Origin of the sequence: Diaphorobacter aerolatus (genome assembly GCF_014489535.1) — a bacterium.
GTDB classification, from domain to species: domain Bacteria; phylum Pseudomonadota; class Gammaproteobacteria; order Burkholderiales; family Burkholderiaceae_C; genus Diaphorobacter_A; species Diaphorobacter_A aerolatus.
The window spans coordinates 3,905,082-3,918,093 of sequence record NZ_CP060783.1; the positions used below are offsets into that span (position 1 = coordinate 3,905,082).

Consider the following 13,012-nt stretch of genomic DNA (forward strand, 5'->3'; position numbering starts at 1 on the left):
GTTTCATAATGGCGCCTGCCCGATGAATGATGGCCGTGCGCCCGCGTGGTCCACATCGTCGGGCCATCTACAGCCATACATATAGCTAGATCAATGGTCTCCAATGTTTTGAGCGATGCGCGTCGCATCGTGGTGAAGGTCGGCTCCAGCCTTGTAACCAATGAAGGCAAGGGCTGGATGAGATCGCCATCGGCGAGTGGAGTCGCCAGTTGGCGGCGCTGGTGCATGGCGACGGCGGCGTGCGACGCGAGGTCATCATGGTCTCCAGCGGTGCGATCGCCGAGGGCATGAAGCGCCTGGGCTGGACCGCTCGCCCCAGCGAGATTCATGAGCTGCAGGCGGCAGCGGCCGTGGGGCAGATGGGCCTGGCGCAGATGTACGAGACCAAGCTGCGTGAACACGGCATGCGCAACGCGCAAGTGCTGCTCACCCATGCCGATCTGGCCGACCGCGAGCGCTATCTGAATGCTCGCATCACGCTGTTGACCCTGTTGCGGCTTGGCGTGGTGCCGGTCATCAACGAGAACGACACGGTGGTGACGGACGAGATCAAGTTCGGCGACAACGACACGCTGGGAGCGTTGGTTGCCAATCTGGTCGAGGCCGACGTGCTGGTGATTCTCACGGACCAGAAGGGGCTCTATACCGCCGATCCACGGCGCGATCCGAATGCCCGATTCGTCGACGTGGCCAATGCCGGAGATCCGGCGCTGGAAATCATGGCGGGCGGCGCGGGCTCCAGCCTTGGCAAGGGCGGCATGATCACCAAGATTCTCGCGGCCAAGCGCGCCGCAGGCTCGGGCGCATCGACCGTGATCGCTTGGGGGCGTGAGAAGGATGTGCTGATCCGATTGGCGGGTGGCGAGGCGATTGGCACGCTGCTGGTCGCACAGACCCAGAAGACGCAGGCACGCAAGCAATGGATGGCCGATCACCTGCAAATGCGCGGGTCGGTGACCGTGGACGCCGGCGCGGCGGCCAAGCTCATCGGCAGCGGCAAGAGCCTGTTGCCGATTGGCATGCTGGCGGCGGAGGGCGACTTTGTGCGCGGCGACGTGATAGCGATCCGGGATGAGAACGGCATCGAGATTGCGCGTGGTCTTGCGAACTACACCTGCGCCGAGGCGCGGCTGCTGTGTCGCAAACCATCCTCGGAGTTCGAGCAATTGCTGGGCTATATCGCTGAACCCGAGATGGTGCACCGGGACAATCTGGTGTTGACGCACCATTGAGGCAAGTCTGTGCACACAACCGGAAAGCCCGGATTTCCGGGCCCCGAATTTACGGTCACAGTGCTCGCGCCTCAGTCTTCCTGAGGCGCTCCGGGGGCGTGCATCGGCGCGAGCACGGCGTTATCCGGCTGTGGAATCCGTCCTTGCGGATTCGGATCAAAGCTTGCGCCCGGCGGCAGTTCCATGCCGGGTTTGAGCATCATCGAATTGAAGCGTGTGGCCGTCGGTTGAACAAGGTCGGCGGCGGGACCGACACCCGCTCCTTCGCGCGCACGCATGCCGCTGCGCAGGTAGCGGTTGCGCTGTTCGTGGCGCGGCAGAAAACGCGCGAGTTCAGTCAGCGCCATTTCATAGACGCCGCGCTTGAATTCCACGACCACGTCGAGTGGAACCCAATAGTCGTTCCAACGCCAGGCGTCGAACTCTGGATGATTGGTGGCACGCAGGTTCAAATCCCAGTCGTGACCCACCAATTGAAGGAGATACCAGATCTGCTTCTGGCCCTTGTAATGTCCGCGCGCATCACGGCGGATATACCGGTCAGGCACCTCGTAACGCAACCAGTCCCGCGTGCGGGCAATGATCCGGACGTGATCGGGCATAAGCCCGACTTCCTCGTGAAGCTCCCGGAACATGGCTTGCTCGGGGATTCCCCGCGATCAATACCACCTTGAGGGAACTGCCAGCTGTGTGTCCGGATCCTTTTTCCCCAGAATACCTGGTTCCTCTGGTTGAGCAGGATGATGCCGACGTTCGGGCGAAATCCGTCCCGGTCGAGCATAATCTAACCCCAAATTCAAAAACTGTGACCATTATGCACGGTACCCTGCATGCGGCAAGCGGGCTTACCTCAGTGGCGTGAGATCGATAGATGAAAGCTACCCAATTCCTTATTTCCACCCTCAAAGAAGCCCCGCCGATGCGGAAGTCGTCAGCCACCAGTTGATGACGCGGGCGGGCATGATCAAAAAGCTGGGCGCGGGCATCTATAACTACATGCCGATGGGTCTGCGCGTGATTCGCAAGGTAGAAGCTATCGTGCGTGAAGAAATGAACCGTGCCGGCGCAGTCGAGTGCACCATGCCGGTCGTTCAGCCCGCAGAATATTGGCAAGAAACTGGCCGTTTCGAGCAGATGGGCGCGGAGTTGCTGCGCATCCAGGATCGCCATGGTCGCGACTTCGTGATTCAGCCGACCAGCGAGGAGGTCGTCACCGACATCGCGCGCCAGGAGTTCCGCAGCTACAAGCAGCTGCCCAGGAACATCTATCAGGTCCAGACCAAGTTCCGCGATGAGCGCCGCCCGCGCTTCGGCCTGATGCGCGGACGCGAGTTCATCATGAAGGACGCTTACAGTTTCGACCGCGATCCGGCAGCTGCAACGATCAGCTATCAGAACATGGCTGCCGCGTATCGCCGCATTTTCGACCGTTTTGGCCTCAGTTACCGTGCAGTTGCTGCAGATTCGGGTGCCATCGGAGGAGACCTGAGCGAAGAGTTCCAGGTGATCGCCTCGACCGGCGAAGATGCCATCGTCTACTGCCCGAGCAGCGAATACGCAGCGAATATGGAGAAGGCCGAGGCCTTGGCGCCAACCCATGCGCGCCCCGCTGCCAGCGCGGCCCAGACGCTGACGCCCACGCCCGGGAAATCCACCTGTGGTGAAGTTGCCGAATTCCTGGGTGTTGATTTGTCAACAACTGTCAAGTCTTTGGTTTTGGCCACGGATGAAGTCAATGATCAAGGCGAGGTCGTCAAGTCGCAGGTTTGGCTGTTGCTGCTGCGCGGCGATCACGACATGAACGAAATCAAGGTCAGCAAGGTTCCGGGCCTGAATGTGGGCTTCCGGTTTGCCACGCTGTCCGAGATCGAGGAACACTTCGGCAGCAAGCCCGGTTATCTGGGCCCGCTGAATCTGAAAAAGCCCGTCAGGATCGTTGCCGATCGCGATGTGGCATTGATGGCCGACTGGATTTGCGGAGCGAATCAGGCGGACCACCACATCACGGGCGTCAACTGGGGCCGTGATCTGCCCGAGCCCGATCTGGTGGCCGACATCCGCAACGTGGTTGCGGGCGACAAGTCACCGGACGGCAAGGGAGAGCTTGCGATAGAGCGCGGTATCGAAGTCGGACATGTGTTCTACCTCGGCACCAAATACAGCAAGGCGATGAATGCCACCTTCCTTGCGGAAGATGGCAAGCCGGCATTCTTCGAGATGGGTTGCTACGGCATTGGCGTGACGCGGCTGCCTGCTGCAGCCATCGAGCAGAACCATGACGAGCGCGGCATCATCTGGCCCGACGCGATTGCTCCATTCACCGTGGTGATCTGCCCCATCGGCATGGATCGCAGCGAGGAAGTGAAGACCGCCGCCGAAAAGCTGTATGCCGAATTCCAGGCGGCGGGCGTTGATGTATTGCTGGATGACCGTGGCGAGCGCCCTGGGGCGATGTTTGCGGATTGGGAATTGATCGGTGTGCCGCACCGTGTGGTGATCTCCGACCGGGGCCTGAAAGAAGGTCAATTGGAATATCAGAATCGTCGCGATACGGCAGCGACGAAGGTCGCGGTAGGCGACGTGTTTGCGCATGTGAAGGAACGTTTGAAGGTATGAGACCGAGCGAAAGTGTCATCGAGGGGGAGTGAAAAAGCAGGAGCCGGGCGGCGTATCGCGTCGTTCGCTCTTGTTGTCCCTGTCTGCTGCGCCGTCATTGGGAGCGGCGGGACTGCTCGGCATGCCGCAACTCGCGCATGCCGGAAGCCAATTGGAAGAGCCGCTCATGGACTCGGTGCGCACTGCGCTCACCTCTGCCGTCAGCAATCAGCTACCGCCCGAGCCGCTGTTTTCCTCGACCGAGGCGCGCATCATGTATCTGCGCTGGCTCGGCACCATGAGCGAGAAACTGCGCAAGCGCAAGCCCGAGTGGGAAGTGCGCCGCGACTTCCTTCAGACCATCTGGTATGAATCCAAGCGCGCGGGTCTCGATACCTCGCTCGTGATGGGGCTGGTGCAGGTCGAGAGCGCATTCCGCAAGTTCGCCGTCTCACCCGTCGGTGCGCGCGGCTATATGCAGGTGATGCCATTCTGGACGCGCGTCATCGGTGATGGCGACGCCGGCAAGCTGTTCAACATGCAGACCAACCTGCGCTTTGGCTGCGTGATCCTGCGTCACTATCTGGATCGCGAAAAGGGCGACGTCTTCATGGCGCTTGGCCGCTACAACGGCAGCCGTGGCCGCGACCCTTATCCGAACGCGGTGTTCGCGGCGCAGCGCAACTGGATCTTCAACGAGAAAGTGACTGCGGCCTGAGCGGCAGCGCGCGTATCCAGGTCCAAGAAGCTGGCATGTCGCCAGCTTTTTTATTGATCGGGGCCCGACTCATGCGATCACTCCCCTTCGGCTGATGAGCGCGCACCGGTCTCGGTGAGTCGCGAAACCATCACCTGGTCGATGCGGTAGCTGTCCACGTCCAGCACCTCGAACTTGTAGCCGCCAAAGTTCACGCTGTCCGTGCGACGTGGCACGCGGCGCAGCATCACCATCAAAAAGCCTGCGAGCGTTTCGTATTCGTCATCGTGCGGCAGTTCGTTGAGATGGAGCGCGCGCAGCACGTCTTCGATGGGCGTGACGCCGTCGATGAGCCAGGAGTTCTCGTCACGGCGCACGATCTGCTCCTCGTCATCGGGACCGACCAGATCGCCCATGACCGTGCTCATCACGTCGTTGAGCGTGACGACACCCACCACCAGGCTGTATTCGTTGACGATGACCGCAAAATCCTCGTGCACCTGGCGGAACTGGTCGAGCACCTCGGCGAGCGTGAGACGGTCCGGGACGATTAGCACCTTGTGAACCAGTTGCTCATCGCTGAGCGACAGGGTCTGGTTATTGAGCACGCGCTGGAACAGGTCCTTGGCGTCAACATAGCCGACCACATGGTCGATGTCGCCATCGCAGACCGGGTAGGTCGAAAACGGTTCTTCGGCGATGCGCGCACGGATCACCTCGTCGGGGTCGTCGTGCAGGAAAAATGCGATGCGTTCGCGCTGCGTCATCGCAGAGGCCACGGTGCGCGAATCAAGCTCGAACACGTTGGCGATGACCTGCTGCTCGCTCGCCGCGAGCAAGCCGGCACGCGCGCCGGCCTCGGTCATGGCGAGGATGTCCTCGGAGGTGATGCGGTCGTCGCGCACGGTCTCCACGCCGAGCAGCTTGAAGATCAGATCGGTGGTCTTGCCGTAGAACCAGACGATGGGCGTGAGCAGGCGCATGCACCACTGCATCGGCGTGAGCACGCGCACCGCCCAACGCTCGGGCTCGGCCATTCCGAGACGCTTAGGAAACAGGTCCGAAAACAGGATGAACAGCGACATCACGATGAAGAACGAGGCCAGGAAACCCACGGTCTGCGCGGTCGATGAGTCGAGCCAGATTCCGAAAAGCCGGGCCAGCGACGGCGTGAGCGCGCCCTCGCCGACAATGCCGCCGAGGATCGCCACGGCGTTCTGTCCGATCTGGATGACGGTGAAATAGTCCCCGGGCGATTCCTGCAGCTTCAGCACCTGATCCGCGCGCATGTCTCCGTCCACCGCCAGTTGCCGCAAGCGCAGTCGGCGAGAGGCGGCAAGCGAAAGTTCGGCGAGCGAGAAGAATGCGCTGAGCAGAATCAGCAGCGCGATGGCGAAGAGGCTTTCGGGAAATTGCATTGACGAGGCGGCGGTCCGGCACGGGAGCAGCCGCAAAAATGGGGTTCACGCAGTGTAGCGGGCAGCGGGTACGCGCGCGGACGCTTGTCCGTGGCCTGCGAGGGTTGAATTGACGGTATTCGTGCGCCTTGGGCGCGCCTTGGCAAGAACCGGATCAACGCCAACAAAAACGCCGACCAGAAGAACTGATCGGCGTTTTCAAATGACTGTGGGTTTGACGAGCTTACTCGGCGGCGGGGCTTGCGCCCAGCACTTGCTGCAGTTCGCCCGATTCGTACATCTCCATCATGATGTCCGAGCCGCCGATGAATTCGCCCTTCACGTAGAGCTGGGGAATCGTGGGCCACTGGCTGTAGTCCTTGATGCCCTCGCGGATTTCCTGATCGTCGAGCACGTTCACGGTGGTGACATTGCGTGGATCCACGCCGCAGGCCTTGAGGATCTGGATTGCACGGCCAGAGAAGCCGCACATCGGGAAACTGGCGTTGCCCTTCATGAAGAGCAGCACATCGCTGCCCTTGACGAGTTGGTCGATGCGTTGATTTACGTCGCTCATGGAATACTCCTGAAATTCGGATGCCCTTCATTGCGAATGCAGGGCTCAATGGGTCGATTATTCCACTGTCTGGTCAGGCGGTGGGTTTTCAAGGATTTTCCCGCCCGTGCACCGGGCGATGCCGGCCAGATCCGCGCGGCTTTGCACCGCGCCGAAGCCTGCCTGCAAAAGCAGTGCGTGAACGGCTTCGGACTGGTCCCAGCCATGCTCTAGCAGCAACCAGCCGCCTGTATGCAACCGGGCGGGCGCTTGTCTGATGATGAGACGGATGTCGTCCAGACCGTCGTTGCCGCTGGCCAGCGCACTCAGGGGTTCGTGTGTGAGCGCGGCCAGATGCGGATCGCCCGACGGGATATAGGGCGGATTGCTCACGATCAGATCAAAGGGGCCGTCAACACCTTCAAGCCATGAGCCTTCCCTGAAAGTGACGGGCAGGCGCAGGTCGCTCGCATTGACCCGCGCGACGGCAAGTGCATCGGGGCTGGCGTCGATTGCAAGCACCTGCGCGTCGCGTCGCTCGACCTGCAATGCCAAGGCGATGGCGCCACTGCCGGTGCCGAGATCGACGATCCGTGGCGCGGGGATATCGGCAATGACTTCCAATGCCCAGCTCACCAGCGTCTCGGTGTCGGGCCGCGGGTCGAGCACGCGCGCATCCACCGCGAGCGATAGTCCCCAGAATTCCTTGCGCCCCGTGAGGTACGCCACCGGCTCTCCCGCCGCGCGGCGCGTGCAGAGCGCTCGATAGGCTTCGAGTGCTTCGGCGCCAAGAGTGTCCGTGTCATGCGCGAGCAGCCATGCGCGATCCCCCGCCTGTCTGCCGAGGACGCGCAGCAACAGCATCTGCGCGTCGATGCGCTCAAGGCCGCCATCGGCCTGTGCCGAAAGCAGGGCTTGGGCAATCGTGAGGCCGTTGGCGCTCGGCAATCTGGTCGGCACGTCGGGCGGCATCAGTGATTGAGTTCCAGCTCTTCGAGCAGTTCGGCCTCGCGCGCGTGAGCGAGCGCCTCCAGCACCTCGTCCATGTCGCCCTCCATGATCGCGAGCAGCTTGTAGAGCGTCAGATTGATGCGGTGATCGGTGAAGCGGCCCTGCGGGAAGTTGTAGGTGCGGATGCGGTCCGAACGATCGCCCGAGCCGATCAGGCCCTTGCGCAGCGCAGCCTCCTTGGCGGCGCGCTCGCTGCGTTCCTTTTCCTGGATGCGGGCCTGCAACACCTGCAGGGCCTTGGCCTTGTTGCTGTGCTGGCTGCGGCCGTCCTGGCACTCGGCGACGATGCCGGTCGGCAAATGCACGACACGCACGGCGGAGTCGGTCTTGTTGATGTGCTGTCCGCCCGCGCCCGAAGCGCGGAAGGTGTCGATGCGCAGATCGGCGGGATTCAGCGTGACGGCCTGGTGTTCGTCGGGCTCGGGCATCACCGCCACGGTACAGGCACTCGTGTGTATGCGGCCCTGCGTCTCGGTCGCGGGCACGCGCTGCACGCGGTGGCCGCCGGACTCAAAACGCATGTGGCCATAGATGTCGTCGCCCTCGATGCGCAGCACCACTTCCTTGTAGCCGCCGAGTTCGCTTTCGTTGGCGGACATCACCTCCACCTTCCAGCCCTTGGTGGTGGCGTAGCGCGTGTACATGCGGGTCAGGTCGCCGGCGAACAGGGCAGATTCGTCACCGCCCGTGCCTGCGCGAATTTCGAGAAAGGCGTTGCGCGCATCGTCGGGGTCTTTGGGCAACAGCAGGCGCTGCAGTTCTTCTTCAAGCTGGACGAGTTCGGCTTCGCCATTCACGATTTCCTCGCGCGCCATCTCGGCCATCTCGGCCATGTCGGGGTCTTCGAGCATCTCGCGCGCACCGGCGAGATCGGATTCGACCTGGGCATGGCGCCTGTAGCGACCGGCGATCTGGGTGACCTCGGCGTGTTCCCTGGAGATCGAGCGGTACTGCTTCATGTCGGACATGATGTCCTCGCGCGAGAGCAGGAAGTCCAGCTCTTCAAGGCGCTGGGCGTACTTCTCCAACTGGATTCTGAGAAAGGGTTTCATCGTCGATGAGATTCGGTGAGGCCGCGTCGGGTTGCAGCGACAGCATGAAAACGCCGCGTGGCGCGCATGCACAGAGAAAAATTACCGACTGCGAACGAGCCGGTCCACTGGAGAGCGCCGCTAACGCTCTTTGCGCAGGAACAGGCGCTGCACGGTGTCGGCGGTCTGGGCGCGCTGCTCGGCGTCGCCCTTGTGCAATTCGGCCATGGTGCCGTGCAGCATCTTCTGCGTGATGCCACGCGAAAGCGCCTCGAGCACGGTGTCGATGTCCTCGCCTCTGGCGAGGAGTTTCCTGGCGCGGGCGATTTCCAGCGCGCGCCATTCGTCGGTCTGGGCGTTGATCTGCTGGATCAGCGACACGGAGCCGCCCTGCGGGCTGCGCTGGTCGAGCCAGTGCATGAAGCTCTGCACGCCGTGATCGATGATGACCTCGGCCTGCTCGACCGCTGCCTGACGCTGGGCCTGTCCGGTGCGCACCACGTGGGCGAGATCGTCCACGGTGTAGAGATACACGTCGCGCAGGTCCTTGACCTCGGCCTCGATGTCGCGCGGAACCGCCAGATCGACCATGAAGATCGGGCGGCGCTTGCGTTTCTTCAGGGCACTTTCGACCGCGCCGAGACCGATGATCGGCAGCGTGGAGGCGGTGCAACTGATCACCGCATCGTATTCATGCAGATGCTCGGGCAGATCGGCCAGGCGCATGGTGTTGGCGCTGAACTGCGAGGCGAGTTTTTCGCCGCGCTCCAGCGTGCGGTTGGCAATCGTGATCTGCTTGGGATGCCGCGCCGCAAAATGCGTGGAGACCAGCTCGATCATTTCGCCCGCGCCGACGAACAGCACCTTGATCTGCGAGAGGTCTTCAAATAACTGGCTGGCCAGGCGCACGGCGGCTGCCGCCATGCTGATGCTGTGGGCACCGATTTCGGTGGAGCTGCGCACTTCCTTGGCTACGGCAAAACTGCGCTGGAACAGTTGATTGAGCGTCGTGCCCAGCACACCGGCGGTTTCGGCCGCACGCACGGCGTTCTTCATCTGGCCGAGGATCTGCGCCTCGCCAAGCACCATGGAATCAAGGCCGCTGGCCACACGGAAGGCGTGGCGCGCGACCAGATCATTTTCAAGCGTGTAGGAGTGCGAGCGCAGCAGCGTGGGGCTGACGCCGCCCGAATGGGCCAGCCAGTCAAGCGTGTGGTCAAGTGCCGGAGCGTCGGCGGCGCAATAGATTTCGGTGCGATTGCAGGTGGAAAGGATCGCCGTTTCCACGCCCGGATGGCGCATGGAATTGCTGGTCAGGGCCTGGCGCAAACCGATCAGCGTCGGCGCGATCTGATCGATCGCGAACGCAAAACGACCGCGCATATCGAGAGGCGCGGTCGTGTGGTTGATGCCTAGAGCCCAAACTGCCATCCCGCGATTATAAAATTTGTACGGGATCAAGGTGCGCTGCCGCGAATGGCTGACTTGATCTGAGTCATATTTATGAATCCCTTTATTGCGCTGAACCATCTTCTGAACTTCGTCGCACCAGCCTTTGTGATCGCCGTGGTGATGGTCGGCTGCGGCCAATTGTTCTTTCGCCAGCGCGCGAAACTCATTGGCTGGATTAAACCTGTTGCTATCAATTTTATTGTTGGCTGCGCGGTGTTACTCGCCGGGTTGTGGTACTTCGGCAACGACGGGAAATGGCTTTCCTATATGGCGTTAAGTGTTGCGATTGCTACTACGCAATGGGTCTTGTTGCGCGGCTGGTGGGCTTGAGCGCGCGCGGGCGTGGTCTCCGGGCGTCATTTTTCGCCCCAACCATCGTCGGCGCGAGGCAATTCGAGGCCTTGCCTTGTCGAGCATGAACCGCTTCACCGCGCTCCGGTGAGCTGCTCCGTGACCGGATCTGAACCGTCCGGTGTGTTCTGTACGGGAGAGGTCACCGACGTGGTCGCTGGTGGCGAGAGATACAGTCCCGCGTCGCGCAGCGCCTTGAGGATTGTGAACAGCAGGTCGCTGCGCACGCCGCCGGTGCTGCGCGGATTGCCGATGTAGCCGATGCACAGGAAGGTCAGCGTTCCGTTCTGGATGCCTTCGAGCTGCACGATGGGCGCGGGCGTGTCCTGGATTGCGGGGTGTCCGGTGTAGGCCGCGAGAATGATTTCGCGCATGCGTTCGGTGTCGGTATCGAGCGGCGCGGGCAGGCGCATCAGTACACGGCCCGGCGCGCCGGACGTGGTCATGTTACGCACGGGTTTAGTGATGAATTCGGAGTTCGGCACGATCATGGTCGAGCGGTCGAAAAGCTGGATTTCCGTGGCGCGTACGTTCACGCGGCGCACGTCGCCCTCGGTGTCGCCGAGCATCACCCAGTCGCCCACGCGCACCGGGCGTTCGGCCAGCAGGATCAATCCCGAAATGAAGTTCTGCACGATGGCCTGCAGGCCGAAACCGATACCCACGGAGAGCGCGCTCGCGACCCATGCAATGCGCTCCACGCTGATGCCCAGGCCTGCGAGCGCGGCTGAGATGACCACCACCGCGCAGACATAGCCGAGCAGGGTGGTGATCGAGCTTTGCATTCCGGCTTCGAGCGAGGTATTGGGAAAATACCGGTTGGCCAGCCAGCGCTTGAACACATGGATCGCGAGAAAGCCCAGCGCCATCACCGCCACCGCCGTCATCAGGGCTTGCGGTGCGATGGTGAAGTCGCCGATCTTGAGGTTGTGATCGACCGAGGTGCCGCGACGGAACACCTCGTCGGGCGAGGTGCCAAATGGCGCGAAGAGCGCGATGACCATGTAGAAGAACAGCAGTACGCGCAGCACGCCCGACGTCAGCACGGCGGCCTGATCGAGCAGCTTGGCGTCGAGCCCGAGCGCCTCATGCAGGCGCGCGCCGACACCGCCCCGGGAGGAGATCAGCGTATCGCACAGGTCATCAGCGAGCTTGAAGACCAGATACATGGTGGACACAACGACGATCGACCAGACCAGTTGCCTTGCCATCGTCGCCGAAAGCGCCACGAAGCCGAAGGCGAGCGAGGCGACGATGGCAATCAGCGCAATGGCCGCGGCCGCGGCGAGCAGGCCGAACCACCACGGGCGAATCACCGGCTGCGCGGCTGCGCGAGCCTCCTGCTTGCCATTCTTGTCCTCGGCGTCCGCGGCCTCTTCGGCGTCACCCTGTGCCCGCAGGTCGCGCAGATGCCTCATCGATGCGAGCGTGATGGCTGCGACCGTCAGCGAAAAGACGATATGCACCAGCACCTCGGACGAGATGCTCACTCCCGACAACGCGCTGATCTGCGTGGCAAGTCCGCCCAGTGCCGAAGAAAGCGCAAACCACCACGGGAACGGGCTCAGGTGGCGTGCCATTTCGTCCGGGATGGGCAGCAGCCGCCAGGTCGGGCGCTTGGCCGAGAGCAGTCCGTGGCCGAGCGCGATGACGTAGGAAGCGTAGGCCGCCATCTGCACGCAGATGGTCTCGAGCGCGCGCAGGCGCTCGTCGGCCGCTGCATTCATGAGGATGCCATTCCAGGCGAGCTTGACCGCCAGGGTCACGATCAACACATTGAGCACCACGGCGGTCGCAAGCATCAGCGTGCGCCGCAGTCGCCCCGAGGGCAGGCGTGCGGGCAGCACCCGCACCAGCATGCGCTCCGCCGCCCAGGTGCCGCCGATCAGCAGCGCGAGCGCGCCCAGCATGTGCAGAACGAAGTTGTTGCGCTTGCGAGGCGTGGAAGTCGCCTCGATCACGGCGACCCGCAAGTCCTCGCCCAACTCCTGGAGTCGCAACTGATCGCTGCGCATGCCGCTCTTCCACTGCCGCCAGAAGGCCGGCGACAGGGGTGATTCCACGCGCGCCGTGAGTGCCGCCTGGAACTGCGCGCGGCGTTGCTTGAGGATGTCGGCGCTGCGCTGCCCGGTGTCCACGCTGATGAGCCGCGCGAGCTTCAGGTCCGAGTCCACCAGCGTGCGCTGCTTGTTCAACGTGCTGCGCTGTTCGGCGACGTCGGGCGCGTCGGCGGGCGTGGCACCATCAGGCGTTGGGCCGAGACCGGCAAGTCGCGAGTCGAGATCTGCGAGTTGCTCGGTGCGCTGTTTGACGATGCGGTCGGCCTCGGTGCCGATCACCATGAGTTGCGACAGCAGCTTGCGCGCGTCGACTTCCTCGTTGAGCTTGACGGGAATGCTCTCGAGTTGCTTGCGCAGATCATCGGGCTGTGGGAGCGGCGGGTCGGCTTCGTCGCTGGTCTTGCCAGCGCCCGGTGAGGACGCGGTGGTGGCCCGGGGTGCTGCGGGCGGGTCTGCGGCAAGCACGGAAGACACGCTCAGGAACAGTGCCGCAAACAGTGTGAGGCTCAGCCAGAGCGCGCGCAGTCGCAGGGCCGCGAATCCGGGGAACTGGAGCCAATGGTCGCAGAAGCGGCAGGCGAATTTTCGGCGGAAGTCCGGTGTGGCATGCGTGCGGTTGGGGCAAACGGG

8 protein-coding genes and 3 pseudogenes are annotated in these 13,012 nt (G+C 62.7%); 4 read left to right on the top strand and 7 right to left on the bottom strand.

Going from position 1 to position 13,012, the window contains the following annotated elements:
• Positions 1-93: 93 nt before the first annotated feature.
• A pseudogene (gene proB, locus H9K75_RS18155) lies at positions 94-1,232 on the top strand (glutamate 5-kinase).
• Between the two features lie 71 nt (positions 1,233-1,303).
• On the opposite strand, the pseudogene H9K75_RS18160 reads toward proB, so the two are convergent.
• Positions 1,304-2,013 (bottom strand): annotated as a pseudogene (locus H9K75_RS18160) (RNA pyrophosphohydrolase).
• Between the two features lie 90 nt (positions 2,014-2,103).
• Between H9K75_RS18160 and H9K75_RS18165 the strand changes: the two are divergent.
• Together H9K75_RS18165 and H9K75_RS18170 are read left to right on the top strand one after the other, a co-directional pair.
• Positions 2,104-3,848: pseudogene (locus H9K75_RS18165) on the top strand (proline--tRNA ligase).
• 28 nt (positions 3,849-3,876) lie between these two features.
• Positions 3,877-4,545 (top strand): lytic transglycosylase domain-containing protein, encoded by a 669-nt coding sequence (locus H9K75_RS18170; protein WP_187723680.1) that lies wholly within the window; start codon positions 3,877-3,879, stop codon positions 4,543-4,545.
• A gap of 77 nt (positions 4,546-4,622) precedes the next feature.
• Here the strand turns inward: H9K75_RS18170 and H9K75_RS18175 are convergent, their stop codons facing one another.
• From H9K75_RS18175 to hemA, 5 genes are all read right to left on the bottom strand, one after another.
• Positions 4,623-5,942 (bottom strand): hemolysin family protein, encoded by a 1,320-nt coding sequence (locus H9K75_RS18175; protein ID WP_187723681.1) that lies wholly within the window; start codon positions 5,940-5,942, stop codon positions 4,623-4,625.
• Positions 5,943-6,165: 223 nt separating this feature from the next.
• Positions 6,166-6,498, bottom strand: coding sequence for a Grx4 family monothiol glutaredoxin (gene grxD / locus H9K75_RS18180; RefSeq protein ID WP_187723682.1), 333 nt, complete (start codon positions 6,496-6,498; stop codon positions 6,166-6,168).
• Between the two features lie 57 nt (positions 6,499-6,555).
• Complete coding sequence (gene prmC / locus H9K75_RS18185; RefSeq protein ID WP_187723683.1) at positions 6,556-7,449, bottom strand: peptide chain release factor N(5)-glutamine methyltransferase; 894 nt, start codon at positions 7,447-7,449, stop codon at positions 6,556-6,558.
• Entirely contained in the window at positions 7,449-8,540 is a 1,092-nt protein-coding gene (gene prfA / locus H9K75_RS18190) for a peptide chain release factor 1 (protein ID WP_187723684.1), read from the bottom strand. Before prfA ends, prmC begins: the two co-directional genes overlap by 1 nt.
• A 120-nt stretch (positions 8,541-8,660) precedes the next feature.
• Entirely contained in the window at positions 8,661-9,950 is a 1,290-nt protein-coding gene (gene hemA, locus H9K75_RS18195; protein ID WP_187723685.1) for a glutamyl-tRNA reductase, read from the bottom strand.
• Between the two features lie 72 nt (positions 9,951-10,022).
• Here hemA and H9K75_RS18200 point away from each other — a divergent pair, with 72 nt between their 5' ends.
• Positions 10,023-10,301 carry a hypothetical protein gene (locus tag H9K75_RS18200; protein WP_187723686.1) on the top strand — a complete coding sequence of 93 codons (279 nt, stop codon included), beginning with the start codon at positions 10,023-10,025 and terminating at the stop codon, positions 10,299-10,301.
• A gap of 95 nt (positions 10,302-10,396) precedes the next feature.
• Here H9K75_RS18200 and H9K75_RS18205 read toward each other — a convergent pair whose 3' ends face one another.
• Complete coding sequence (locus tag H9K75_RS18205) at positions 10,397-12,856, bottom strand: DUF3772 domain-containing protein (protein WP_187723687.1); 2,460 nt, start codon at positions 12,854-12,856, stop codon at positions 10,397-10,399.
• Positions 12,857-13,012 lie beyond the last annotated feature (156 nt).

What these genes read in the sequence shown, in the direction of transcription:
- H9K75_RS18175 (WP_187723681.1), bottom strand. Translation starts at nt 5,942, where the DNA reads ATGCAATTTCCCGAAAGCCTCTTCGCCATCGCGCTGCTGATTCTGCTC.
- grxD (WP_187723682.1), bottom strand. Translation starts at nt 6,498, where the DNA reads ATGAGCGACGTAAATCAACGCATCGACCAACTCGTCAAGGGCAGCGAT.
- prmC (WP_187723683.1), bottom strand. Translation starts at nt 7,449, where the DNA reads ATGCCGCCCGACGTGCCGACCAGATTGCCGAGCGCCAACGGCCTCACG.
- prfA (WP_187723684.1), bottom strand. Translation starts at nt 8,540, where the DNA reads ATGAAACCCTTTCTCAGAATCCAGTTGGAGAAGTACGCCCAGCGCCTT.
- hemA (WP_187723685.1), bottom strand. Translation starts at nt 9,950, where the DNA reads ATGGCAGTTTGGGCTCTAGGCATCAACCACACGACCGCGCCTCTCGAT.
- H9K75_RS18200 (WP_187723686.1), top strand. Translation starts at nt 10,023, where the DNA reads ATGAATCCCTTTATTGCGCTGAACCATCTTCTGAACTTCGTCGCACCA.